Raw genomic sequence first — 24,581 nt, 5'->3', positions numbered from 1 at the left:
CTCCCCTCGGGGACGGTCAGGGCAGCTTGGGCGCGACCAGTTCGGCGGCCTTGTCGACGCGGACGCACGCGGCGGCGGTGTCGGTGGAGGTGACGGTGAGGCTGGCGAGCAGGAGCACCACGAGGTCCTCGGACACCACGATCGCCACCGCGCACCCGCCCGCTTCCCGTTGGGGCGCCTCGACCTTGACCGCCTCGAACCGGCCGACCCTCGCCGGGTAGGACTTCTCGCCGGTGAGGTTGAGCTGGTCGAGGCGCTCGACGGTGCTCGCGCTCAACCCGCCCTGCCTGCTGCGGTTCCACGTGCACATCAGCGCGCCGCCGCCGATGTCCCGGGACTCGCCGGGGTAGTCCAGCCCGATGGTCGCCACGTCCTGGGCGGTCAGCAGCCCGCACAGGTCGACCACCCGGTCCGCGGCGCTCGGCGCGGTGGGCGCGAGGACCAGTACGCGCTCGGCCGGTGCGGCCCGGCCCGCCACCCGCTCGGTGCCGCACGCCGCCAGCAGCGCCGCCGCGGCGAGGCAGGCGATCGGGAGGCTGTGCTTCGGGAGGCCGTGCTGTCGACGCATCGTCACTGTCCCGTCAGCCGTGGTCGAACGTCCCGGCCTGCGCCGAGTCGACGTTCCGGTAGGAGTCGCGGCTCCGGGCGATCTCGGCGGTCAGCTCGTCCAGCGCGCGGGCCACCTCGGGCAGCAGGCGCGACCGCAACTCCCGGCCGAGGTCCGCGTTCAGCTCGCCGACGGCCTCGGCGTAACCCCGACCCAGCGGGGTGCGCACGCCCAGCGTCCGGGTGTCCAGCGCCAGCCGGTCCAGCGCGTCGCGCATGTCGGTCAGCTGCCGGACCATCGCGTCGACCACGTGGGGGTCCACGGCGAGCGCGCCCGCCCGCGCGGCGGCGGCCAGCGACCTGGTGGTGGCCACGATCTCGCCCGCGCCGAGCGTCAGCAGGTCCACCAGGCCCGAGCCGTCGGCCCGGTACACCTCGTGGGCCTCCCGGCGGGTTCTCTCGGCAGCGTCCTCCCCGGTCACTGAACACACCCTCCCCGTTGCGTTCCGTGTTCGGATCCGGACTTTATCCGCGGTTCCACCCCGTAGGACAACTATCAACCAGGAATGCCGCCCGATCGGTGTAAAGTTCCTCCAGTATTTCGACGGGATTGTCCAGTGGGCATCGCTGCTGGTCAGAGGTGTCAACAAAGATCAGTGCTGCCCTGGAAGAGTGAAATTGGGAGCCACCGGCGGGGAATAGTCGCGCTTGGTGATCACGCGCCGGCAAAAGCCGATGATCCCGCTCTTTCCGCGTTCTCCTAGACTGGTCACCCGGCCCACCTGCGAGGAGACTGCGTGACCGTCCAACCCATCCGGCTGTTCGGCGATCCGGTGCTGCGCACCGCGGCCGTCGAGGTCACCGACTTCGACGCGGAGTTGCGCAAGCTCGTCAAGGACCTGTGGGACACGATGAGCGAGGCGGGCGGCGCGGGGCTCGCGGCACCCCAGCTCGGCGTGGGCCTGCGGGTGTTCACCTACCACTGCGACGGGTTCGCGGGACACCTCGTCAACCCGACGTTCACCGTGGTGGGTGACGAGACGCAGGACGGTCCGGAGGGCTGCCTGTCCATCCCCGGCATGTACTGGGACTGCGTGCGGCACCGGAACGTGGTGGCGCGCGGCTGGAACATGCACGGCGAGCCGGTCGAGGTCGAGGGCACGGACCTGCTGGCGCGCTGCATCCAGCACGAGACCGACCACCTGGACGGCGTGCTGTTCCTGGACCGGCTGGACGACGCCACCCGCAAGGAGGCCATGCGCGCCATCCGGCAGCAGGACTGGTTCGACGGCGCCGTGCCGACGCTCAAGCAGTCGCCGCACCCGCTGTTCGGGGGTGCGTGAGCATGCGGCTGGTGTTCGCCGGCACGCCCGCGCCCGCCCTGCCGTCGCTGCGCGCGTTCCTGGAGTCCGACCACGAGGTCGTCGCGGTCGTGACCCGGCCGGACGCGCCCGCCGGCCGGGGGCGCAAGGTCGAGCGGTCGCCGGTCGCCGAGTTGGCGGCGGAGCACGGCGTCGAGGTGCTGACCCCGCACAAGGCGGGCGACCCGGAGTTCCTCGCCCGGCTGCGCGAGCTCGCGCCGGACCTGTGCCCGGTGGTCGCCTACGGCGCGCTGCTGCCCGAGTCCGCGCTGGCCATCCCGACCCACGGCTGGGTCAACCTGCACTTCTCGGTGCTGCCCGCGTGGCGCGGCGCGGCGCCGGTGCAGGCCGCGGTGCGGCACGGCGACGACATCACCGGCGCGACCACGTTCCGCATCGTCAAGGCGCTGGACGCGGGCCCGGTGTTCGGCGTGGTGACCGAGCGGGTCCGCGAGCGGGACACCGCGGGCGACCTGCTCGGCAGGCTGGCCGAGTCCGGCGCGCGGCTGCTGCTGTCCACTGTGGACGGTGTCGCGGACGGCTCGGTGCGCGCGGTGGAACAGCCCGAGGAGGGCGTGAGCTACGCGCCCAAGGTGACCGTGGACGACGGCCGGCTGGACTTCAAGCTGCCCGCGCAGACCCTGGACCGGGTGGCGCGCGCCGTCACGCCGGACCCGGGCGCGTGGGCGGAGTTCCGCGGCGAGCGGCTCAAGCTGGGCCCGGTGACGCCGGTGGACGAGCAGGCGCTGCCGGTGGGCGAGGTCAAGGTCGAACGGCGCCGGGTGCTCGTGGGCACCGGCACCGAGCCGGTGGCGCTGGGCGAGGTCCAGGCGCAGGGCAAGAAGCGGATGGCGGCGACCGACTGGGCCCGCGGCGTCCGGATCGAGGCGGGGGAACGCATCTCATGACCCAGAGGTCGTCACGACCGTCGCAGCCCCGGCCGCCGCGCAGGCGCACCGGCCCGGCCAGGCCGCCGGTGGAGGACCCGGCGAGGCTCGCCGCGCTGGACACGCTGCGCGCGGTCCGGCAGCGGGACGCCTACGCGAACCTGGTGCTGCCCGGCCTGCTGCGGGAGCGCCGGATCACCGGCCGGGACGCGGCGTTGGCCACCGAACTCGCCTACGGCACGGCGCGCGCGCAGGGCTTGCTGGACGCGGTGCTCGCGGTCTGCTCCGAGCGCCCGCTGTCCGAAGTGGACGGTTCGGTGCTCGACGCGCTGCGGCTGGGCGCCTACCAGCTGCTGCGCACCCGCATCCCGCCGCACGCCGCCGTCGCCTCGACGGTCGACCTGGTGCGCGCGGAGCTGGGCTCGGGCGCGGCCGGGTTCGCCAACGCCGTGCTGCGCCGGGTCACCTCGCAGGACGAGGCGGGCTGGGTGGACGAGGTCGCGCCGGACGAGGACACCGACCCGATCGGCTACCTCGCGATGGCGCACGCCCACCCGCGCTGGATCGCGCAGGCCTTCGCCGAGGCGCTGGGCAGCCGGGGCGAGCCGCTGCGCGACGCGCTGGCCGCCGACGACGCGCGACCGGCCGTGCACCTGGCGGCCAGGCCCGGCGAGTGCAGCGCGGACGAGCTGGCCGCGATGACCGGCGGCGACCCGGCGCCGTACTCGCCCTACGGGGTGCGGCTGGAGGCCGGCGCGGGCGACCCGGGCGACCTGGACCCGGTCCGCGAGCGGTTGGCGTCGGTGCAGGACGAGGGCAGCCAGCTGTGCGCGCTGGCGCTGACCAACGCGCCGCTGGAGGGCCCGGACGAGCGCTGGCTCGACCTGTGCGCCGGCCCGGGCGGCAAGGCCGTGCTGCTGGCGTCGCTCGCCACGCTGAGCGGCGCGTCGCTGGAGGCCGTGGAGAAGGCGCCGCACCGGGCCGAGCTGGTCCGCAAGGCGGCGGGCGACCTGCCGATCACCGTGCACGTGGCCGACGGCCGCGACCCGGGCCTGCCCGAGGGCGGCTTCGACCGGGTGCTGGTCGACGCGCCGTGCACCGGGTTGGGCGCGCTGCGCCGGCGGCCGGAGTCGCGGTGGCGCCGGCAGCCGGCGGACGTCGCGCCGCTGGCCCGGTTGCAGCGCGAGCTGCTGACCTCGGCGCTGTCGCTGGTGCGGCCGGGCGGTGTGGTGGCGTACGTGGTGTGCTCACCGCACCTGGCCGAGACGATCAGCGTGGTGGCCGACGTGGCCAGGCGCACCGGCGCGGAGCGGTTGGACGCGCGGGAGTTCTTCCCCGGCGTGCCCGACCTCGGCGACGGTCCGCACGTGCAGCTGTGGCCGCACGTGCACGGCACCGACGCGATGTTCTGCGCGGTGCTGAGGCGCAAGGCGTGAAGGTGCTCGCGCTGGTGGCGTCCGGCGCGGGCGGGGTGGAGCACTGGTTCCGGACCGGGTTGGCCGAGCCCTTGGCGCGCGACGGGTGGCGGCTCGCCGTCACCCTCACGCCCACCGTGGCGCGGTGGCTCGCCGACGAGGTGCCCGCGCTGTCCGCGCTCACCGACCTGCCGGTGCGCTGGACGTCGCGGCTGCCGACCGAACCGAAACCGCACCCGCCGGCGGACGCGTTCGTGTTCGCGCCCGCCACGGCGAACTCGGTGGCGAAGCTCGCGCTCGGCGTCGCCGACAACCAGGCGCTGACCGTGCTGTGCGAGGCGCTGGGCCGGCGCGCGCCGCTGGTGGTGATGCCGCAGGCGAACGACGACCAGCGCGCGCACCCCGCGTTCTCCAGCCATTTGGCGGTGTTGCGCGGCGGAGGTGCACGGATCGTGGCGGAAGGCGGCCCTGAAGCCGTGCTGAAGGCCGTCCGCGGGTTCTCCGGGTGAATTGACAGCCGCCGAAGAGGCGTAGCAGGCTTGATTGTGTCGAAATTGCACGGCCGGGATCGTGAATGGACTTCGGTTCTCCGCTTCCTGTCCGCACCCGGTGGCGTGCTGGCCCTCGACGGCCCGCCGTGCTGCGGGAAGACCGCGTTGCTGCACGAGGCGGTGGACGCCGCCCGTGACCGCGGTTACGCGGTCGTGCTCGTGTCCGGCACCAGGCTCGCCGACTCGGCGGACGTGGCCGACGCGCTGAACCGCGGCCCGCGCCCGCTGGTGGCCGTCGACGACGCGCACGAGAACCCGACGGCGGTGCTGGAGTTGTTGGCGCGCTTGGCGGACACGGCCGCGACGGTGCTGCTGGCGTTCGACGGCACGCGGGCGGGCGTCGAGGTGCCGAGGTCGCTCGCGGGCGCCGTGCTGCCCCTCGGGCCGCTGGCCGACGACGCGGTGCGGGCGCTCGTGGTGGGGCTGCTGGGCGCGACACCGGAGCCGGACCTGGCCGCGTTCGTGGCCACGGCCGGCGGCAACCCCAGGCTCGTCGTGGACCTCGTCACGGGGTTGCGCGAGGAGGGCCAACTCCAGTTGCGCGACGGCACCGCGGCGCTGCGCGGCGGCTGGCTGCCCCAGCGGGTGGCCCGTGTGGTGCGGGCCCGGGTGGAGCGGCTGCCCGCGCGGGCGACCCAGTTGCTACGGGTGTCCGCGGTCATCGGCCGGTCGTTCCTGCTGCACGACGCCGCCACCCTGATGGGCGAGACGACCGCGGCGCTGCTGCTGTCCGTGGACGAGGTGATCGCGTCCGGTCTGGTGGTGTGCACCGACGAGCGGCTGGAGTTCAGCTCGGACCTGGTGTGGCGCGCGGTGGTCGAGTCCATCCCGGAGTCGGTGCTGCACGCGCTGCGGCACGACGCGGCGGTGTTGCGCACCTCCTTACCGGAGCCCGAGACGCCGCCGGGCGACCGGGACCGGGGTGCGGTCGCGGTGCGCGGTGTCCGGGCACTGGCCGCGAACGGCAGGCTCGGGTCGGCGATCGCGCTGGCCCGCGACAGCCTCGCGCTGCGGCCCGGCCAGGGTTTCGCCGCCGAGTTGCACGTGCTGCTCGCGGGCATCCTGCTGGCCGACGGCCGACCGGCGGACGCGGTGGCCGAGATGGACCGCGCGATCGCCGCGCCGCTGGCCGCCGAGCCGCTGCGCAGGCTCGCCACGGCCGGTCGGCTGCTGTCGCTGTACTTCGCCACCGGCAACCGGGCGGGCGCGCACGTGCTGTCCGTGCTGACCACCCGCGACCGGGAGGCGAGCGACGCGGACGTGGTGATGGCCGCGACCGTCCACTCCTGCCTGGAGTGGTCGGCGGGCAACCTCGCCGAGGGCGTGTACTGGGGCCGCGAGTCCACCCGCTGGGAGCTGGACGGGCCCACCTCGTGGTGGCAGTCGCAGGCCGAGGTGTCGTTCGCGATGAAGTTGGCCGCGCTGGGCGAGTTCGACGCCGCCGAACGGCTCGTGCTCGGCGACGGGCCGGACATCGACAGCGCGGTCACCTCCGGCGCGCCGGCGGCCCGGATGATCGCCCGGGCCAGGGTGCTGACCCAGGCGGGTCGGCTGGCGCAGGCGGGCATCGCCGCGCAGGCCGGGTTGGCCATGGCCCGCGACCGGGGACTGCGGCTGCTGGTGCCGTTGGCGTGCACGGTGCTGGCGACGGTCGCCCTGTTGCGCGGCGACGTGCCGGGCGCGGCCGAGCACGTGCGGCGGTACCGGGGCGACCTGGCGGGCGGCGAGGCGGTGCTGCACTCCGGCCAGTACGACTGGGTGGAACTGCTCCTCGCGCACGCCGCCGGCGGTCCGGGACGGGCCTCCGAGCTGGCCCGGGAACGGCTGTCCGACCTGGACGGCGCGCGCCGGATGCTGATCGAGGAGCCGGGCGCGGCGCCGTGGCTCGCCAGGCTGGCGCTGACCGTCGGCGACAGCAGGCTCGCCGACGTGGTCGTGTCGGCGGCGGAGGAGTTGGCCGGCGGCAACCCCGGTTTCACGCCCGTGTCGGTGGCCGCGAGCCACGCGCGGGCGTTGGTGGACCGCGACGTGGACGCCCTGCGCTCGGCCGCGCAGGCCCACCCGCACCCGTGGGCGAGGGCGAACGCCAACGAGGACCTGTCGCACCTGTTCGCCGACGCGGGCCGGGCCGACCGGGCCGAGGAGCACTGCGCGCTCGCGGTGAAGATCTTCGAGCAGATGGGCGCGGACGGCGAGGCGGCCCGACTGCGCAGGCGCACGGGCCTGGTGCCGGAGACGACCGAGCGCGGCGGCGAGGAGTGGCAGCGGCTGACCGAGCCGGAACGCGACATCGCCCGCCTGGTGGGTGCCGGCATGACCAACCGGCAGGTCGGCAAGCAGCTGTTCCTGTCGCCGCACACGGTGAACTACCACCTGCGCGGCATCTTCAAGAAGCTCGGCATCAGCTCGCGGGTCGAACTGGCCCGGTTGGCGCACGAGCAGGCGACGGCCGACACCGCGGTCTGACCGCGGGCCTCGTTCCCCGGCTGGTCGGCCGTGCGGCGCGGTGGGAGTCGGGTTCGGGCCGACCACCCCGTGTGGTCCGGGGGACCGCCGAGTCGGTCCAGCGGGTCGACAACCCCTTGGTGTGGTCCGGGGTGGACCGCGGGTGCGTGCCGCGTCGCGGGCAGGACACGTCCTCGGGAGACCGCCGGGACGTCGGCCTGAGGGCGGCGGCGTCGGGCCGACGTCCCGGGCGGTCTCCACCGGGCCGGCTGCCAGGGCGCAGCCGAGCCTTCGCCCCCGCTAGGCGCTCGCCGCCTGCTCCACGTCGGTCAGCAGGAACAGCACCTCGTCCACCACGCGCCGCACGTCGTCCGGAGCCACGACCGCGCAGTGCACACCCCTCGGCGACACCTCGGCCGCCAGGCACTCCGTGTAGGCGATGGCCGCCGCGCGGGACGCCGCGTACGCCGCGACCCCCGTCCTGGGCACCGAGCCCGGGTGGGTCGCCGCGGTGACGATCACCCCGTGCCGGCGCTCGACCATCCGGCAGGCGACCGCGCGCGAGACGTGGAACACGCCGTCGGCGTTCACCGCGAAGCTGTGCGCCCAGTCGTCGTCGGACAACGCCAGCGCCGGACCCGGCCGCACCGCCGCGGCCACCGTGACCAGCGCGTCGACCGGGCCGAACTCCCGTTCCAGCTGGTCGACCAGCGCGTCGACGGCGGCGCTCGACGTGACGTCGACCTGCCGGCCCGCGACCCGCAGGCCGGTGCCGTGCAGCCGCTCCACCAGCGCGGCCAGCCGCGAGCCGTCGTTGTCGACCAGCGCGACCAGCGCTCCCCGGCGCGCGAGCGACTCCGCCACCGCCGCGCCCACCGCTGTGCACGCGCCGGTCACCAGCGCGATCTTGTGACTTAATTCCGCTTTCATCCCCAGCGCTCCCCAGTCGGACCCCGCCCCCGGTAACGAAGGTAATGGGGACGAGCACCGGCAGGGAACTACCCGCGTGAGTAGTTGGACGGTCACGCTAAATCACGAAACCGCGCGATCGGGTAGTGGCCCGAAATCGGCTCCCGGGTCGGTGCGGGCAATGGTCCGACCCTAGACTGACCACCTGTGCAGCCCATGATCGCGCCCAGCATCCTGTCAGCCGACTTCGCCCGCCTCGCCGAGGAGGCCGCCGCCGTCGGGAGCGCGGACTGGCTGCACGTCGACGTGATGGACGCGCACTTCGTGCCGAACCTGACGCTGGGCCTGCCGGTGGTGAAGTCCCTGCGCAGGGCCACCGACATCCCGCTGGACTGCCACCTGATGATCGAGGACCCGGACCGCTGGGCGATCGGCTACGCGGAGGCGGGCGCGTACAACGTCACGGTGCACGCGGAGGCCGCGGCGGACCCGGTGAAGATCGCCAAGGACCTCCGCGCGGCGGGCGCCAAGGCGGGCCTGTCGATCAAACCGGGCACGCCCCTGGAACCGCACCTGGATGTGCTCCGGCATTACGACACGCTGTTGGTGATGTCCGTGGAACCGGGATTCGGCGGGCAGTCGTTCATGCCGGAAGTCCTCGACAAGGTGCGCGAAGCCCGCCGACTGGTCGACACCGGCCACCTGAGGCTCGTGGTGGAAATCGACGGCGGCATCAACGCGGACACCATCGAACAGGCCGCGGAGGCCGGCGTCGACTGCTTCGTGGCGGGCTCCGCGGTCTACGACGCGGCCGACCCGGCGGCGGCCGTCGAGCGGCTGCGCGGGCTGGCCCGGGTCCGGTGAACCTCGACCGGGCGATGGCGCTGGCGATCGCCGCCGGCGAGCGGGTCCGCGGCACGACCAGCCCGAACCCGCCCGTCGGGTGCGTGATCCTGGACGCGTCGGGCGAGCTCGTCGGCACCGGCGGCACCCGGCCGCCCGGCCAGGCGCACGCCGAGGTGGTGGCGCTGGCCGAGGCGGGCGACCGGGCGCGCGGCGGCACCGCGGTGGTCACGCTGGAGCCGTGCGCGCACCAGGGCCGCACCCCGCCGTGCGCGGACGCCCTGCTGCGGGCGGGCGTCGCCCGGGTGGTGCACGCGGTCGCCGACCCCAACCCCCGGGCTGCCGGCGGCGCGGACGCGCTGCGGGCGGCGGGTGTGGTCGTGGAGTCCGGGCTGGGCGCCCTGGAGGTCGAACGGGGCCCGCTGCGCGCCTGGCTGCACCACGCCCGCACCGGCCGGCCGCACGTGACGTGGAAGTACGCCTCCAGCCTCGACGGCCGGATCGCCGCCGCCGACGGCACCAGCCGGTGGATCAGCTCGCCGGAGTCCCGCGCCGAGGTGCACGAGCTGCGCACGAAGGTCGACGCGATCATGGTCGGGCGGGGCACGGTGCTCGCCGACGACCCCCGGCTGACCGCGCGGGGAACATCGGCGGGCCGGCAGCCGTTGCGGGTGGTCGTGGGGCGCGGTGACCTCCCGGGGGACGCGCACGTGCTCGACGACGAGGCCGAGACCGTGCACCTGCGCACCCACGACCCGGATGTCGTGCTGGCCGAACTGGGCCGGCGAGGCGTGGTCGACGTGCTCCTGGAGGGCGGGCCTACCCTGGCGGGTGCGTTCGCGCGCGCGGACCGGCTGGACCGCGTGCTCGCGTACCTCGCGCCGAAATTCCTCGGCGCCGGGCCGTCCGCTCTGCGGGACGCGGGGGTGTCGACCGTCACCGGCGCTGTGGGATTGGTCGTGGAGGACGTCAGGATGTGCGGACCGGACGTGCGGGTCTCCGCCGTGAAGTCCGCGCGCTAGAGGAGGAACGACGGTGTTCACCGGGATCGTGGAGGAACTGGGAGAGGTGACCGCGGTCACCGACCTGCCGGACGCGGCGCGCGTGACCATCGCGGGTCCGGTGGTGACCGAGGACGCGAAGCACGGGGACTCCATCGCGGTCAACGGCGTCTGCCTCACCGTGGTGGACGTGGCCGACGGCGCGTTCACCGCCGACGTGATGCGCGAGACGCTCCTGCGCAGCAGCCTGGCGAAGGTCGCGCCGGGGGAGCGGGTCAACCTGGAGCGCGCCGCGGCCGTCGGGCAGCGCCTGGGCGGGCACATCGTGCAGGGTCACGTCGACGGCACCGGCGCGGTGCTGGCGCGGGAGAAGGCCGAGCACTGGGAGGTCGTCCACTTCGGACTGCCGCCGCAGCTCGCGCGGTACGTGGTGGAGAAGGGCTCGATCACCGTCGACGGCGTGTCGCTGACCGTCGTGTCGGTGACCGAAGACAGCTTCACGGTCAGCCTCATCCCGACCACGCTGGAGCTGACCACGCTCGGCAGGCGCGGGCCGGGCGACACCGTCAACCTGGAGGTGGACGTGCTGGCCAAGTACGTCGAGCGGCTGACCCTGCCGCACCTGCGCGCCGCCGAGGAGACCCGATGAGCGACTTCGCCGCGATCGAACGGGCCATCGCGGACATCGCCGCGGGCAAGGCCGTCGTCGTGGTGGACGACGAGGACCGCGAGAACGAGGGCGACCTGGTCTTCGCCGCCGAGAAGGCGACGCCGGAGCTGGTCGCGTTCACCATGACCGAGTGCCGCGGCCTGCTGTGCGCGCCGATGGAGCCCGACGCGCTCGACCGGCTGGGCATCGGCCTGATGGTCTCGAACAACACCGAGCGCATGGGCACCGCGTTCACCGTGTCCGTCGACGCGCGCGAGGGCGTCACCACCGGCATCTCGGCCGCCGACCGGGCGCTGACCATCCGGTTGCTGGCCGACCCCGAGGCGACCGCGCACGACGTGGTCCGCCCGGGCCACGTGTTCCCGTTGCGCGCCAAGGAGGGCGGCGTGCTGCGCCGGCCCGGCCACACCGAGGCCGCGATCGACCTGGCCCGGCTCGCCGGGTTGCGGCCCGCCGGCGCGATCTGCGAGATCGCCAACGCCGACGGCACCATGGCCCGGCGCGACGACCTGGAGCTGTTCGCCGGGAAGCACGACCTGGTGCTGATCACCATCGCCGACCTGATCGCCTACCGGCGGCGCAAGGAGACCCAGGTCGAGCGGGTGGCCGACGCCCGCATCCCGACCGCGCACGGCGTGTTCCGCGGCATCGGCTACGACTCGAAGCTCGACGGCATCGAGCACATCGCGCTGGTGTACGGCGACCTCGGCGACGGCGAGGACGTGCTGGTGCGGGTGCACTCCGAGTGCCTCACCGGCGACGTGTTCGGCTCGCTGCGCTGCGACTGCGGCCCGCAGCTCGACGCCGCGCTGGAGGCCGTCGCCGCGCAGGGTCGTGGCGTGGTGCTCTACATGCGCGGCCACGAGGGTCGCGGCATCGGGCTGATCCACAAGCTCCAGGCCTACCAGCTCCAGGACGGCGGCGCGGACACCGTGGACGCGAACCTCCAGCAGGGCCTGCCCGCGGACGCCCGCGACTACGGCACCGGCGCGCAGATCCTGTGCGAGCTCGGCGTGCGGTCCATGCGGCTGCTCACCAACAACCCGGCCAAGCGCGTCGGGCTCGAGGGCTACGGCCTGAAGGTGATCGAACGCGTGCCGCTGCCCATCTCGCCCAACCCGGAGAACCTGCGGTACCTGCGCACCAAGCGGGACCGGATGGGCCACGAGCTGCACCAGCTCGAGCAGTACGAGGCGCTGGCCAAGGGCGGCGCGGCGGTCGGTACGGAAGGAGCGGAATGAGCGGCGAGGGACGTCCGACCGACGAGGTGCCGGACGCGTCCGGGCTGCGGCTCGGCGTGGTGGCCACCCGGTGGCACGCGCTGATCACCGACAACCTGGTGGCGCGCGCGCTCGTCGCGGCGGAGCGGGCGGGCGTCGTCGCGCCGACGGTCGTGCGGGTCGCCGGCGCGATCGAACTGCCCGTGGTGGCGCAGGAGTTGGCGCGCACCCACGACGCGGTCGTGGCGCTGGGCGTCGTGGTCCGCGGTGGCACGCCGCACTTCGAGTACGTGTGCGACTCGGTCACCGCCGGGTTGACCCGGATCGCGCTCGACACCTCCACGCCGGTCGGCAACGGGGTGCTGACGACGAATGACGAGGCGCAGGCGCTGGCCCGGGCCGGGTTCCCGGACTCGGTGGAGGACAAGGGTTTCGAGGCCGTCGTGGCGGCGCTCGACACGGCCCTGGTGCTGCGGTCGCTGCGGGTGGCGGGGTGAGCGTCGTGGTGTCCTCGACGGTCGAGTTCCGGCCGCGCCGGATCCGGGTGGTGGCCTGGGCCTCGGCGGTGTTCCTCGTGGTGTCGTTCACGGTCATCGGGCTGCTGCTCGGCGACACCCCGACGGGCGTCATCTTCCGCACCTCCGACCAGGTCGCGATGATCGTGCTCGGGGTGCTGCTGGCGGGCGGCGTGCTGCTGCTGACCAGGCCGCGGGTGCGGGCCGACGCCGAGGGGATCGAGGTGCGCAACGTGATCACCGCGCACCGGTTCGCGTGGTCCGAGGTGCTGCACGTGTCGTTCCCGGACGGGGCGTCGTGGGCGCGGTTGGAGTTGCCCGAGGACGAGTACGTGTCGGTGATGGCCGTGCAGGCGGTGGACCGGGAGCGGGCGGTGACGGCGGTCCGGGCGTTGCGGGAGCTGCACCGGGCGGCAATCGGGTGATCACGGGTCCCCCGTCGGCACCCTTGTCCGGGGTGGGCGGGGCTCCCTAGGTTTTAGGGTCATGCGCAGGCGCGATGTCCTTCTCGGCGCGGTCGCGGCGGGTGCTGCCGCACTGGGGTTCTCTCCGGCGGCACGGGCGGCCGCGGCTCAGCGGCCCGGTGCCTCCGCGCTGCCCGATCTCGGGGTGTCGGATCGGGTTGTCGTGTCGCAGGTGCGGGCCAGTCGGGCCATGGGGCACCTTCGGGCGTTGGCCGAGGGGATCGGGGAGCGGGTCGGCGGGACCTCCGCCGAGCACCAGGCCCGGGACTACGTGGCCTCGGTGTTCCGGGAGTTGCGGTACCGGGTCGCGTTGCAGCCGTTCGCGGTGCCGGACAAGTACTTGGCGTCGTTGGTGGTGGGCGGGGAGACGTGGAAGGCGGCGGCGTCCCGGTTCGGGGCGGTGGACGTGTCGGTCGAGGGGCCGGTGCTGGATCTGGGTGACGGGTCCGTGCTGCCGCCGGACCTGACCGGGGTCGTGGTGTTGTTGGTCGACGTCGCCGCCGGGTTCGGGCCGGTGTTCGAGGCGGTTCGGCGCGGGGCCGCGGCGGTGTTGCTGGGGCGGATCACGTCGCCCGGGCGGTCCGGGGCGTTTTCGCCCGTGTTGACCGAGGTGGTGCCGGTCCCCGTGGTGGGGTTGGCGCAGGTGCACGTGGAGCGGTTGCGGGCGGCCGGGGTGGTGTCGGTTGTCGTGGGTACCCGGGTGTTGACCGGGTTGACCTCGTACAACGTGATCGCGGAGCGGCCGGCCACCGGGCGTGGGGACAAGGTCGTGATGGTGACCGCCCACTACGACAGCGTGCCGGGGTCGCCCGGGGCCAATGACGACGGGTCCGGGACCGCGTTGGTGTTGGAGTTGGCCCGGGTGTTGCGGTACCTGCCGGTGGCTCGTGGGTTGCGGTTCGCGTTGTGGGGGTCCGAGGAGCAAGGGTTGTTGGGGTCTCGGCATTACGTGTCGCAGTTGCCCGCGGTGGAGCTCGGGCGGGTTGCCGGGGTGTTTCAGAACGACATGGTGGCCACCAGTCATGTCGGGTCTTCGGCGTATTGGTTGTTGTCGGTCGACGGTGGGGCGAATGTGACCACTACCGCGGTGGCCGAGGCGGCTTCCCGGTTGGGGTATCGGGGGCAGGTTCGCGGGCCGGTGGCCCGGGGGAGCAGTGATCACGTTCCGTTTCATGAGAAGGGTGTGGCGGCGGCGAACTTCAGCTGGCGGGGGGAGGCTGGGCCTGGTGCGCTTGAGCCCCTTTACCACACGCCTGAGGATACGATTGCGTTGAATGTCAGTCAGGCTCGGTTGCAGATTTCGTTGGAGTTGATCGGGTCTGCGGTTTATCGGGTGGCCACTGGGCGGGGTTGAGTGGGTTGGGTTTAGGGATTGAAAGCGTAAAAGCGTAAGAGCGTCCTCGCCGGACGGGCAGCGCCTCCGGGGAGGTAGGGCGTCGTGTTCTCCCCGTATGGCCTGCCTGAGGCAACCACATGCGTCAAGGGGGCGGTTTTTGAGTTTGGGCGGCGGTAGCGCTTAATGCGCCCCCTTGACACATGCGGTTGGGCTTCGCCCAGGCCATACGGGGAGAACACGAGGCCCCCGCATTAGGGATTGCGCGTGGGTTGGGTGGTTGTGGGGGTTGGGTCTGCGGCTTTCAGCAGGCGTTCTGCGGACTTGCGTAGGTGGTCCTTGAGTTCTGGTGGGTCCAGGACTGTGAAGTCTATGTCCAGCATGGCTATCCAGAGGCCTACGTCTTTTAGTGAAGGGGATCCTACGGTCAGTAGGGTTTGGTGGTCGTCGATTCGTTCCAGGTGGACGCTCATTCTTGAGGTTCTTGCCGCTACCTCCTCCAGGGGGGCGTGCATTATCAGGCGGGCCTGGTGGGTGTACGGGGCTACCGACAGTTGGCGGGAGACGTAGGTTGCCAGGTCTTCTGCTGGTGGGGGTCTGTGGGGGAAGCGGGCGCCCGGGGTTGGTGTGGTGGTGATTCGGTCCACTCGGAAGGTTCGCCAATCCTCCCTTTCCACGTCCCAGGCGACCAGGTACCAGCGGCGGCCTGTGTGGGCCAGGCCCAGAGGCTCTACGTGGCGTTTCGTCGTTGTGCCCTGTTTTGCCGAGTAGTCGAATCTCAGGCGTTGGTTGTCCCGGCACGCGCCGGCGATCGCGGTGAGCAGTTCGGCGTCGACCGGGACCACCGACGGGTTCAGGGCGATGGTGTGTTGTTGTAGGGCGTTCACCCTGCGGCGTAGACGGGTCGGGAGGACCTGTTCCAGTTTTGCCAGCGCCCTCAGGGAGGTTTCCTCGATGCCGGTGACGGTGCCGTTCGCCGCGGTGCGCAGGCCCACGGCCACCGCCACGGCCTCGTCGTCGTCCAGCAGCAGTGGGGGGAGTTCGGCTCCCGCTCCCAGTTGGTAGCCGCCGGATACGCCTGGTGCGGCGTTGACGGGGTAGCCCAGGGTTCGGAGCTTGTCCACGTCACGCCGCACCGTGCGCACGTCCACGCCCAGTCGCCGCGCCAGTTCCGCGCCCGTCCAGTCCTTCCGGACCTGGAGGAGCGACAGCATTCTCAGGAGTCTGGCCGAGGTTTCCAGCACAGCGACCGATACTGCCGGCAAACGCGGACGACTACTGTCCTCGTCTTGCCCCCGGCGGCCACACCACGGCCACCGGCACGCCCGACGCGCGGGCTGTTTCGACCACGTCGGCGGTGCCGCCGCGGCCGTCGGGCGGGTTGCCGTCCCAGACCGCGACGAGCAGGTCCACCGATGCCAGCATCCGCTCGTTCGCCATCACGTACGCGTACCGGCCGGACAACTCGTTCGGCAGCACGCTGACCACGTGCGCCCTGGCCAGCAGGGCGTCGTAGGCGGCTCTCCTCTCCTCCTTCATGCGGTCCCGGTAGTCCATGGCGGGCAGCACCACCTCGACCTGCCCGCCCAGTTCCAGCACGACCTCGGCGAACAGCTGGTCCGCCCCCGGCGCGAGGCAGGTCACCCCGACCAGGGGCGACCCGCCCTCCGCCGCCAACACCGCCCGAATCGCGTCCCGGACGGCGTCGACGCAGTCGGGCACGAGGTTGCTGTGCCCGGTGACACCCACCCGGATCATTACGCCGTCCGCACCCCGCGGATGGCCTCGCGGACATCCCGCACGGCCTGGAGGTCGCGGTGGCGCTCGGCCTCCTTCGCGAAGTCCTGCAACTTGCGCACGACCCGGCCGGACGCCAATCCGGTCGCCATCGGCAGCACACCCTGGATCAAGCCGCACGCCTCCTCGGGCTCGTCGGCAACCATCATCGTGCGGGCCAGTCCGATCACGTCGAACGCCCTGTTGCGCACCCGCTTCGGGTCGCGCAGGTCCAGCGCGCGCCGGATGTGCTGCTCGGCGTGCGGCGCCTGCTTCGGGTCGTGCCCGGCCAGGTCCCGCATCCGCGCCCCGATGACGCCCTCCAGCTCGGCCTCGTCGAAGCTCTGCAACCACCACGGCTCCGCGCCCGACTCGCGCTGCGCGAAGCAGTCCTGCGCCTGCCCGACCGCCCGGTGGAACTCCCGCACCTGCCCCATCTGCGCGTACGCCCACGCCTCGCGGGTGAGCAGCAGCGCCTGCAACGTGGGCGTGGCGTTGCGCCGGGTGCCGTACTGGCCCAGTTGCACCAGTTCCAGCCCGTCCGCGGGCCTGCCCAGGTCGAACATCTGCCGGGCCATCGCGGCCAGGCAGAGCGCGGCGAACGGGTCGTTGCGGCCCGCCTTCGCCATCCGGACGCCGAGCACGTAATACCGCTGCGCGGCGTCGTGCATGCCCGCGTCCCACGACATGCTCGCGGCCACCTTCGACAGCTCCGCGCCGATGAAGAAGGCGCGTTCGGTGGTGGGACCGGCCGGCGCGTGCGACAGCCGTTCGGCCAGTTCCTCCAGCTGACCCAGCACCGCCTTGCGGGCCAGGCCGTACCCGCCCCGACCGCCCCAGCCGCGCAGCCCGTCGGCGACGTGCTGCAACGCGGCCAGCTCCTCCTCGCTGATGGCCGCGCTGGACGACCACCGGGCCAACGGTTGCAACGGGTGGAGCCACCGTTGCAATGGTTCGACCAGGGCGGTGCCCATCGCCACCGCGGTCGCTCCGGTGAGCGCCGCTCGTCTGCTGATCGCCAAGTCGTTCCTCGCCGTCTCCTCGACCGATCTGGCAATGCTCGACGCGTCCCACGCCGCGCCGAACACATCCGGCGGCACGCCCGTCTCGGCGCCCACCTGGCTTGGGATCCCGACGCGGTCGAACCACAGCCGGTCGCCGGGCACGCCCAGTTGCCGCGCGAAGTGGCGCAGCCGGTCGATCCGGTCGATCGGGTTCTCACCGGTCTCGTAGCGGGACAGCTGCGCCTGGCTGATGCCCAGCCAGGACGCCATGCGGTCCTGGGTGACGCGGCTGACGTGCTGCGGGTGGTGGCGATAGGCGGCGAGGAGCGCGCCCATGTCCCGTTGCGCGAACGCGGCGGCCAGCACCTCGTGGTCCCAGAACTCGTCCGGGAGCTTGGGTGGGCCGTACAACTCGGTCCGCGCGTTGCGCCTGCACCGGTGGCACAACCGGTCGGTGTTGTCGGCGGCGATCACTGCTCCGCACGACGGGCACGCGCGCCTGGAACTCGTTGCCCGTCTCCGTGCTTTCGGCTCCATCGGCTCGCTCCCGTCACTGAGCGTGCTCGACAGTCTAGGGAAATGCGAACGGGTGTCCATGCATTTCGTGCATAAGTGGCCGTCGGAGTGCGCGGCCGCCCCCCGTGACGCCGGGTGGTGGATACCGGCGATACGTCCGGTGCATGCGCCTCACCCGACGACGGTGTGGTCTTTCCCGTCCGAGCGCCCCACCCTCGGCGGAACAGCCGGTGCCCGTCGACCACAGCGCCGGCCCAGCCATCCGCACGCTCCACCCGACCGGGGAGGGACCTCCGCAGATGAGCCTCACCGCCGCCACCGGCGCCGAACCGAGCCCGCGCTTCAGCCCGAGAAACCGGGTCCACCAGCAGGCGCTCGGCGAGGCGATCGCGGGCTACCGGCTGCTCGGCTGGAAGGTCACGGTGACCGAACAGGGTGTCTTCCTCCCCCTCGGCCCCGCCACCACGGCCCTGGCCATGCCCGCCCGCATCGGCTCGCGAGTGCTCGCCGACCTGAAGGCCAGAATGCTGGCAGGCCCGGTCACCGTCATCCCGGGCCCCCGAGAGCACTGGATCTTCCTGGCCGAACTGGTGGCCCTGCTCCCGACCCACCTCAAGGCACCGCCCGAGGTCCAGTTCGTGCGCTCCCCCCAACGAATCGCCCTACCACCGACGATGACCCGCTACGGCTCCCTGAGGTGGGCGAACCCCCCGTCGCACTCCCGCCACTGGTTCCCCCCGTTCACCGCGGTCCTCGCCCTGGCCCGCTCGGCGGCGGCCGGAGACAGGTAGGTCAGGATGTCCGGGTGGACCGAAGAACCCTCCTGTGCGGCGCCCTGCTCCTGACGACCGCCGCCTGCGGCACTTCGTCCAACACCCGCAAACCAGGCCCGGGCTCGGCCAAACCCGGAGACCGCCTGGCGGCGATAGCGGACATCCCCGTGGGCGCGGGCGTACTGGTGGACGTGGCAACAGACGGCCAACTCCTACTGGTACGCCCCACCGCGGACGTGATCAAAGCCTTCAACCCGACCTGCCCCCACGCAGGCTCGGTGGTGAACCCGCCAACGAAGGCAACCCCGATCACCTGCCCAACCCACCACAGCGAATTCGACTCCACGACAGGCGCAGTCCGCTCAGGCCCTTCCCCAGCCCCCCTGAAGGAAGTCCCCATCACCCTGACCAGCCAGGACATCCACTTGGCCTGACCACGCCACCCCAGCGCCGCAGGGCGCGCAAGCCCTAACGCAGGGGCCTCGTGTTCTCCCCGTATGGCCTGGGCGAAGCCCAACCGCATGTGTCAAGGGGGCGCCTTAAGCGCTACCGCCGGCCGAACTCGAAACCGCCCCCTTGACGCATGTGGTTGCCTCAGGCAGGCCATACGGGGAGAACACGACGCCCTTCACCCCCGGAGGCGCTGCCCGTCCGGCGAGGACGCTTTTACGCCCTGAACACTTCGACAAAGATCAAAGTGTTGAACCGGAACTTCCGTGGTGTCGTTAGTGCCTTCGTAACCCGAACCGCACCCACCACGCGGAGGCCCGCTTGACCACCCCCACCCCTCCCTCGATCTCCCGCCGCCGAGCCCTCTGCGGAGTCCTGGTAGCCCTGGCAGTCCCCGGCGGCCTGGCCGCATGCGGCGACTCCTCCACAACGGGATCCGGAACAACCGGCAACACCCCGGCCCCCACCACCGGCGGAGCCCAGGCCACCACCCCGGGCTCGTCCACCGGCACCGCATCCGGAACAGCCGGCCTGGTGGCCCTGGCCGACGTCCCCGACGGCGGCGGCGTGATCGTCGACTACAAGGGCGCCCCGGTGGTAGTGGTCCGAACCGGAGACACGGTCAAGGCCTTCAACGCCTCCTGCACCCACCAGGGCACCACGGTCGCCCCACCGGTGAACGGCGTGATGACCTGCCCCAACCACGGCAGCCAGTTCAGCGCCACGGACGGCTCAGTCAAAAACCCACCGGCCACCAAGGCCCTGAAATCAGTCCCGGTCACCGTCAACGGCGGCCAGGTAGTGGCAACGGCGTAGCCGAGCCCCCGCCCCAGCCCCCCGCCCCCCCGACCTAGCAGACCCCACTCCACCCCTCACCACGACGCCACACGTCAGGATTGTCGGTGCCCGCCCGTAGTCTTGACCCCGTGGCCGACCCGTCGACCTATCGCCCCGCAACCGGCACCATCCCGGAAGCTCCCGGTGTCTACAAGTTCCGCGACTCCGGGGGCAGAGTGGTCTACGTAGGCAAGGCCAAGAGCCTGCGCCAACGACTGAACTCGTACTTCGCCGACGTGGCGGGCCTGCACCCGCGCACCCGCCAGATGGTCACCACGGCGTCGAGCGTCGAGTGGACGGTCGTCACGACCGAGGTCGAGGCCCTCCAGCTCGAGTACAACTGGATCAAGGAGTTCGACCCGCGCTTCAACGTCCGCTACCGGGACGACAAGACCTACCCGGTGCTCGCCGTGACGTTGAACGAGGAGTACCCGCGCCTGCACGTCTACCGCGGCCCGCGCCGCAAGGGCGTGCGCTACTTCGGTCCGTACGCGCACGCGTGGGCGATCCGGGAAACCCTGGACCTGCTCCTGAGGGTGTTCCCGGCGCGCACCTGCTCGGCGGGCGTGTTCAAGCGGCACGGCCAGATCGGCCGCCCGTGCCTGCTCGGCTACATCGACAAGTGCTCCGCGCCGTGCGTGGGCAAGGTTACCGCCGAGGAGCACCGCGACATCGTGCTGGACTTCTGCGATTTCCTCGCGGGCCGCACCGACGCCCTCGTCCGCCGCCTCGAACGCGAGATGACCGCCGCCGCCGAGGACCTGGAGTTCGAGAAGGCCGCCCGGTTGCGCGACGACCAGGCGGCGCTCAAGCGCGCCCTCGAGAAGCAGGCCGTCGTGCTCGGCGACGGCACCGACGCCGACGTGGTCGCGTTCGCGCAGGACGACCTGGAGGTGTCCGTCCAGGTCTTCCACGTGCGCGGCGGCCGGGTGCGCGGCCAGCGCGGGTGGGTCGTGGACAAGGTGGACGAGACGACGCCCGCCGAGCTGGTCGACCAGTTCGCCACCCAGTTCTACGGCGAGCAGGCCGAGTCCGCGGCGGCCGGCGGCGTGGAGGCCGCGCCCGTGCCGCGCGAGGTGCTGGTGCCCGAACTGCCCGAGGACGCGGCGGCGGTCGAGAAGTGGCTGTCGGACCTGCGCGGCGGCAAGGTCGCGCTGCGCGTTCCGCAGCGCGGCGATAAAAAGGCGCTGATGGACACCGTCGAGCGCAACGCCAGGGAAGCGTTCCAGCAGCACAAGCTCAAGCGCGCCGGCGACCTGACCGCCCGGTCCGCCGCGTTGCAGGAACTCCAGGAGGCGCTCGGCCTGGACACCGCGCCGCTGCGCATCGAGTGCACCGACATCAGCCACGTGCAGGGCACCGACGTGGTCGCCTCGCTCGTGGTGTTCGAGGACGGCCTGGCGCGCAAGTCCGAGTACCGCCGGTTCGCCGTCCGCGAGGGCGCCGAGCAGGGCGACGTCGGCTCGATCGCCGAGGTCGTCCGCCGCCGGTTCCAGGCGTACCTGCGGGAGACCGCGGACGCGGGCCCGACGCCCGGCATCGACCCGGAGACGGGCAAGCCGCGCCGGTTCGCCTACGCGCCGAACCTGCTGGTGGTCGACGGCGGCGCGCCCCAGGCCGCGGCCGCGTCGGACGTGCTGGCCGAGCTGGGCATCACCGACGTGGCGGTCGTCGGCCTGGCCAAGCGGCTGGAGGAGGTGTGGGTGCCCGGCGAGCCGGACCCGGTGATCCTGCCCCGCACCAGCGAGGCCCTCTACCTGCTGCAACGGGTGCGCGACGAGGCGCACCGGTTCGCCATCACCTACCACCGGCAGAAGCGCTCCAAGCGCATGACGACGTCCGGGCTGGACGGCGTGCCGGGTTTGGGGCAGACGCGGAAAGCCGCGCTGCTCAAGCACTTCGGCTCGCTCAGGAAGCTGCGTGAGGCGAGCGTCGAGGAGATCAGTGCGGTGCCCGGGGTAGGCCTGCGCACCGCCGAGGCCGTGCGCGCGACGTTGAGCGCGTCGGGTACCGAAGGGGAGCAATCGTGAACGCACCGGCCGGCGAGAAGTCCGGCATCGAGGTCGCCGTGGTCACCGGTCTGTCGGGCGCGGGCCGCAGCACGGCGGCCAAGTGCCTGGAGGACCTCGGGTGGTTCGTCGTCGACAACCTGCCGCCCGAGCTGATAGCGACCATGGTCGAGCTGGGCGCGCAGGCCAGGGGCGCGATCACCAGGGTCGCCGTGGTGATGGACGTGCGCAGCCGCGCGTTCACCGAGGACCTGGCGGCGGTGATCAAGGACCTGGACGCGCGCGGCTACAAGCCGAAGGTGCTGTTCCTGGAGGCCACCGACGACGTGCTGATCCGCCGGTTCGAGTCGGTCCGCCGCGGCCACCCGATGCAGGCCGACGGCAGGCTCGCGGACGGCATCGAGGCCGAGCGGATCCTCCTCACGCCGCTGCGCGAGGAGGCGGACCTGGTGCTCGACACCTCGGCGCTGTCCGTGCACCAGCTGCGCGCCAAGATCGAGGACACGTTCGGCACCGAGTCGGCGACCCGCACCCGCGTCACGGTGCTGTCGTTCGGCTACAAGTACGGCCTGCCGATGGATTCGGACCTGGTGATGGACGTCCGCTTCCTGCCGAACCCGTTCTGGATCCCGGAGCTGCGCGAGCAGACCGGTCTGGACGGCGACGTGAAGAACTACGTGCTCACCCAGGAGGGCGCGGAGGAGTTCCTCGACCGCTACCACGAGCTGCTGCGGCTCATCGGCGCCGGCTACCGGCGCGAGGGCAAGCGGTACCTGACGCTGGCCGTCGGCTGCACGGGCGGCAAGCACCGCAGCGTCGCGATCTCCGAGGAGCTGGCCTCCCGGCTGGCCGCCGAGGACGGCATGGCGGTCAAGGTCGTGCACCGCGACCTGGGTCGCGAGTGAGCTTGAGAGCGGTGGCGCTGGGCGGTGGGCGTGGACTGCACATCACGCTCACCGCGCTGCGCCGCGTCACCGACGACGTGACGGCGGTCGTGACGGTCGCCGACGACGGCGGCTCGTCCGGCCGGTTGCGCCGCGAACTCGGCCTGCTCCCGCCCGGTGACCTGCGCAAGGCCATGGTCGCGCTGGCCGAGGACCCGCAGGGCCGCTGGGCGACGCTGTTCCAGCACCGCTTCGGCGGCACCGGCGCGCTCGCCGGCCACGCCATCGGCAACCTGGTGCTGGCGGGCCTGCTCGAACAGCTCGGCGACCCGGTCGAGGTGCTCGCCGAGGCGGGGAGGCTGCTCGGCGTCCGAGGTCGCGTGCTGCCGATGTGCACCGAGCCGCTGGAGATCGAGGCCGAGGTCACCGGCCTGGACGACGACGCGGACGTGGTCCGCCGGATCCGCGGTCAGGTCGCCGTCGCGACCACGCCGGGCCGGGTGCGCCGGATCAGGCTGCACGGCCCCGGCGGTCCGGGCGCGCTGCCCCGCGGCTGCCCGGAGGCGGTGGAGGCGGTGCTGAACGCGGACGTGGTGCTGCTGGGTCCGGGCTCGTGGTTCACCAGCGTGCTGCCGCACCTGCTCGTGCCGGAGCTGCACGACGCGCTCGTCCGCACGAGGGCGCGCAAGGTCGTGGTGCTCAACCTCGTCCCCCAACCGGGGGAAACCGCCGGCTTCTCGCCGGAGCTGCACCTGGACGTGCTGTGCGAGCACGCGCCCGAACTGCGCGTCGACGCTGTGATCGCGGACACCGACGCGGTGCCGGTACCGGACCGCCTCCGCCGCGCCGCCGCAGCTCTGGGCGCTGCGGCCCACCTCGCGGAGGTCGCGGTGGCGGGTCAACCGGACCGCCACGACCCGGCGGCGCTGGCGCTCGCCATCCGACGGGCGTTGGATGGCCTGCCTGACGGACCCGAGGACCCGTCGAGTACAACCCTGCACAACGCAAGCGAGACCCTGGGAGGCGAGCAGACGTGGCGATGACGTCGGCGGTCAAGGACGAGCTGAGCCGGCTGGCCGTCTCCAAGACCTGTTGCCGCCGCGCGGAGGTCGCCTCGCTGTTGCGCTTCGCGGGCGGCCTGCACATCGTCGGCGGTCGCGTCGTCGTGGAGGCGGAACTGGACCTCGGCTCCACGGCCCGCCGCCTGCGCCGCGAGATCCACGAGCTGTACGGCCACCAGTCCGACGTCTTCACGATCACCTCCAGCGGCCTGCGCAAGGGCACCAGGTTCGTGGTGCGGGTCGTGAAGGACGGCGAGGGCCTGGCCCGCCAAACCGGCCTCCTCGACCCGAGGGGCCGCCCGGTCCGAGGCCTGCCCGCCCCCGTCGTCTCGGGTGGCGTGTGCGACGCCGAGGCAGCCTGGCGAGGCGCCTTCCTGGCCCACGGCTCCCTGACCGAACCAGGCCGCTCGTCCTCCCTGGAAGTCACCTGCCCAGGCCCGGAAGCCGCACTGGCCCTGGTCGGCGCCGCCAGGCGAATGGGCATCGGCTCGAAGTCCAGGGAAGTCCGAGGCGCGGAACGCGTGGTCATCAGGGACGGCGACGCCATCGGCGCCATGCTGACCCGCCTCGGCGCCCACGACAGCGTCCTGGCCTGGGAAGAACGCCGCATGCGCCGAGAGGTCCGAGCCACGGCGAACCGCCTGGCGAACTTCGACGACGCCAACCTCCGCCGCTCGGCAAGGGCAGCGGTAGCGGCAGCCGCGAGGGTCCAACGAGCCCTGGAAATCCTCGGCGCCGAAGCCCCCGACCACCTGGCCGCCGCAGGCGCCCTACGCCTGGCCCACCGCCAGGCGTCACTGGAGGAACTGGGCCAACTCTCCGACCCCCAGATGACGAAGGACGCGGTAGCAGGCCGAATCCGCCGCCTGCTGGCGATGGCGGACAAGCGAGCCAAGGAACTGGGCATGCCGGACACGGAATCGGCAGTGACAGCGGACATGCTCGAAGCCGAGGTCTAACCCGGCAAGGCGAAGCGAGCCACCCCACGCGCCGCAGGGCGCGCAGCCCAACGCCACGGTCGCGCCGACCAAGCCGGTGGCCTCGTGTTCTCCCCGTATGGCCTGGGCGCAGCCCAACCGCATGTGTCAAGGGGGCACATTCAGCGCTACCG

Annotated in this window: 25 protein-coding genes; 19 read left to right on the top strand and 6 right to left on the bottom strand. The window is 72.6% G+C overall.

Annotated elements, in window-relative coordinates; genetic code table 11:
• Nucleotides 1-16: 16 nt before the first annotated feature.
• Complete coding sequence (locus tag AB0G50_RS30950) at nt 17-568, bottom strand: DUF3558 family protein (RefSeq protein WP_360115704.1); 552 nt, start codon at nt 566-568, stop codon at nt 17-19.
• Nucleotides 569-581: 13 nt separating this feature from the next.
• Nucleotides 582-1,028 carry a hypothetical protein gene (locus AB0G50_RS30945; RefSeq protein ID WP_360115701.1) on the bottom strand — a complete coding sequence of 149 codons (447 nt, stop codon included), beginning with the start codon at nt 1,026-1,028 and terminating at the stop codon, nt 582-584.
• A gap of 315 nt (nt 1,029-1,343) precedes the next feature.
• Between AB0G50_RS30945 and def the strand changes: the two genes are divergently transcribed.
• From def to AB0G50_RS30920, 5 genes are all read left to right on the top strand, one after another.
• Nucleotides 1,344-1,889, top strand: a complete 546-nt coding sequence (gene def / locus AB0G50_RS30940; RefSeq protein ID WP_360115698.1) for a peptide deformylase — start codon at nt 1,344-1,346, stop codon at nt 1,887-1,889.
• A 2-nt stretch (nt 1,890-1,891) separates the two neighbouring features.
• A complete protein-coding gene (fmt, locus tag AB0G50_RS30935; protein ID WP_360115695.1) occupies nt 1,892-2,815 on the top strand; it encodes a methionyl-tRNA formyltransferase in 924 nt (307 codons plus the stop codon).
• Nucleotides 2,812-4,230, top strand: coding sequence for an RsmB/NOP family class I SAM-dependent RNA methyltransferase (locus AB0G50_RS30930; RefSeq protein ID WP_360115691.1), 1,419 nt, complete (start codon nt 2,812-2,814; stop codon nt 4,228-4,230). The genes fmt and AB0G50_RS30930 overlap by 4 nt, the downstream gene beginning before the upstream one ends.
• Entirely contained in the window at nt 4,227-4,718 is a 492-nt protein-coding gene (locus tag AB0G50_RS30925; protein WP_360115688.1) for a flavoprotein, read from the top strand. The genes AB0G50_RS30930 and AB0G50_RS30925 overlap by 4 nt, the downstream gene beginning before the upstream one ends.
• A gap of 105 nt (nt 4,719-4,823) precedes the next feature.
• Nucleotides 4,824-7,226, top strand: coding sequence for a LuxR C-terminal-related transcriptional regulator (locus tag AB0G50_RS30920; protein ID WP_360115685.1), 2,403 nt, complete (start codon nt 4,824-4,826; stop codon nt 7,224-7,226).
• A 279-nt stretch (nt 7,227-7,505) separates the two neighbouring features.
• Here AB0G50_RS30920 and AB0G50_RS30915 read toward each other — a convergent pair whose 3' ends face one another.
• Nucleotides 7,506-8,135 (bottom strand): SDR family NAD(P)-dependent oxidoreductase, encoded by a 630-nt coding sequence (locus AB0G50_RS30915; RefSeq protein WP_360115682.1) that lies wholly within the window; start codon nt 8,133-8,135, stop codon nt 7,506-7,508.
• Between the two features lie 195 nt (nt 8,136-8,330).
• On the opposite strand from AB0G50_RS30915, the gene rpe reads away from it, so the two are divergent.
• From rpe to AB0G50_RS30880, 7 genes are all read left to right on the top strand, one after another.
• Complete coding sequence (gene rpe, locus AB0G50_RS30910) at nt 8,331-8,978, top strand: ribulose-phosphate 3-epimerase (RefSeq protein ID WP_360115780.1); 648 nt, start codon at nt 8,331-8,333, stop codon at nt 8,976-8,978.
• A 14-nt stretch (nt 8,979-8,992) separates the two neighbouring features.
• The gene (gene ribD / locus AB0G50_RS30905; RefSeq protein WP_360115777.1) at nt 8,993-9,979 is read left to right on the top strand and encodes a bifunctional diaminohydroxyphosphoribosylaminopyrimidine deaminase/5-amino-6-(5-phosphoribosylamino)uracil reductase RibD; all 987 of its coding nucleotides are present in this window, start codon (nt 8,993-8,995) and stop codon (nt 9,977-9,979) included.
• Between the two features lie 13 nt (nt 9,980-9,992).
• Nucleotides 9,993-10,607 carry a riboflavin synthase gene (locus tag AB0G50_RS30900; protein ID WP_360115679.1) on the top strand — a complete coding sequence of 205 codons (615 nt, stop codon included), beginning with the start codon at nt 9,993-9,995 and terminating at the stop codon, nt 10,605-10,607.
• On the top strand, nt 10,604-11,869 hold the full coding sequence (locus AB0G50_RS30895; protein WP_360115676.1) for a bifunctional 3,4-dihydroxy-2-butanone-4-phosphate synthase/GTP cyclohydrolase II: 1,266 nt from the start codon (nt 10,604-10,606) through the stop codon (nt 11,867-11,869). Before AB0G50_RS30900 ends, AB0G50_RS30895 begins: the two co-directional genes overlap by 4 nt.
• Entirely contained in the window at nt 11,866-12,345 is a 480-nt protein-coding gene (gene ribH, locus AB0G50_RS30890; protein ID WP_360115673.1) for a 6,7-dimethyl-8-ribityllumazine synthase, read from the top strand. The genes AB0G50_RS30895 and ribH overlap by 4 nt, the downstream gene beginning before the upstream one ends.
• The gene (locus tag AB0G50_RS30885; RefSeq protein ID WP_360115670.1) at nt 12,342-12,788 is read left to right on the top strand and encodes a PH domain-containing protein; all 447 of its coding nucleotides are present in this window, start codon (nt 12,342-12,344) and stop codon (nt 12,786-12,788) included. Before ribH ends, AB0G50_RS30885 begins: the two co-directional genes overlap by 4 nt.
• Before the next feature lie 247 nt (nt 12,789-13,035).
• Nucleotides 13,036-14,181, top strand: coding sequence for a M28 family peptidase (locus AB0G50_RS30880; RefSeq protein ID WP_360115667.1), 1,146 nt, complete (start codon nt 13,036-13,038; stop codon nt 14,179-14,181).
• Nucleotides 14,182-14,414: 233 nt separating this feature from the next.
• Here AB0G50_RS30880 and AB0G50_RS30875 read toward each other — a convergent pair whose 3' ends face one another.
• Genes AB0G50_RS30875 through AB0G50_RS30865 form a run of 3 tightly spaced genes read right to left on the bottom strand, consistent with a single transcriptional unit; the run spans nt 14,415 to nt 17,414 of the window.
• Nucleotides 14,415-15,404 (bottom strand): YafY family protein, encoded by a 990-nt coding sequence (locus tag AB0G50_RS30875; RefSeq protein WP_360115664.1) that lies wholly within the window; start codon nt 15,402-15,404, stop codon nt 14,415-14,417.
• A gap of 31 nt (nt 15,405-15,435) precedes the next feature.
• A complete protein-coding gene (locus AB0G50_RS30870; protein WP_360115661.1) occupies nt 15,436-15,918 on the bottom strand; it encodes a hypothetical protein in 483 nt (160 codons plus the stop codon).
• Entirely contained in the window at nt 15,918-17,414 is a 1,497-nt protein-coding gene (locus AB0G50_RS30865; RefSeq protein ID WP_360115658.1) for a helix-turn-helix transcriptional regulator, read from the bottom strand. The genes AB0G50_RS30870 and AB0G50_RS30865 overlap by 1 nt, the downstream gene beginning before the upstream one ends.
• A gap of 341 nt (nt 17,415-17,755) precedes the next feature.
• Here AB0G50_RS30865 and AB0G50_RS30860 point away from each other — a divergent pair, with 341 nt between their 5' ends.
• From AB0G50_RS30860 to whiA, 7 genes are all read left to right on the top strand, one after another.
• A complete protein-coding gene (locus AB0G50_RS30860; RefSeq protein ID WP_360115655.1) occupies nt 17,756-18,247 on the top strand; it encodes a hypothetical protein in 492 nt (163 codons plus the stop codon).
• The gene (locus tag AB0G50_RS30855) at nt 18,154-18,663 is read left to right on the top strand and encodes a Rieske (2Fe-2S) protein (RefSeq protein ID WP_360115652.1); all 510 of its coding nucleotides are present in this window, start codon (nt 18,154-18,156) and stop codon (nt 18,661-18,663) included. Before AB0G50_RS30860 ends, AB0G50_RS30855 begins: the two co-directional genes overlap by 94 nt.
• 550 nt (nt 18,664-19,213) lie before the next feature.
• On the top strand, nt 19,214-19,495 hold the full coding sequence (locus tag AB0G50_RS30850) for a Rieske (2Fe-2S) protein (protein ID WP_360115649.1): 282 nt from the start codon (nt 19,214-19,216) through the stop codon (nt 19,493-19,495).
• Between the two features lie 110 nt (nt 19,496-19,605).
• A complete protein-coding gene (uvrC, locus tag AB0G50_RS30845; RefSeq protein ID WP_360115646.1) occupies nt 19,606-21,546 on the top strand; it encodes an excinuclease ABC subunit UvrC in 1,941 nt (646 codons plus the stop codon).
• Complete coding sequence (gene rapZ, locus AB0G50_RS30840; protein WP_360115643.1) at nt 21,543-22,430, top strand: RNase adapter RapZ; 888 nt, start codon at nt 21,543-21,545, stop codon at nt 22,428-22,430. Before uvrC ends, rapZ begins: the two co-directional genes overlap by 4 nt.
• Nucleotides 22,431-22,432: 2 nt before the next feature.
• A complete protein-coding gene (yvcK, locus tag AB0G50_RS30835) occupies nt 22,433-23,452 on the top strand; it encodes a uridine diphosphate-N-acetylglucosamine-binding protein YvcK (protein ID WP_360115774.1) in 1,020 nt (339 codons plus the stop codon).
• Nucleotides 23,443-24,429 carry a DNA-binding protein WhiA gene (gene whiA, locus AB0G50_RS30830; RefSeq protein ID WP_360115640.1) on the top strand — a complete coding sequence of 329 codons (987 nt, stop codon included), beginning with the start codon at nt 23,443-23,445 and terminating at the stop codon, nt 24,427-24,429. The genes yvcK and whiA overlap by 10 nt, the downstream gene beginning before the upstream one ends.
• Nucleotides 24,430-24,581: the final 152 nt, after the last annotated feature.

It is taken from the genome of Actinosynnema sp. NPDC020468, from assembly GCF_040642015.1.
In the GTDB taxonomy this organism is placed as follows: Bacteria; Actinomycetota; Actinomycetes; order Mycobacteriales; family Pseudonocardiaceae; genus Actinosynnema.
Note: the sequence above shows the minus strand (reverse complement) of the source record. Positions and strands in the feature narration are given on the sequence as shown.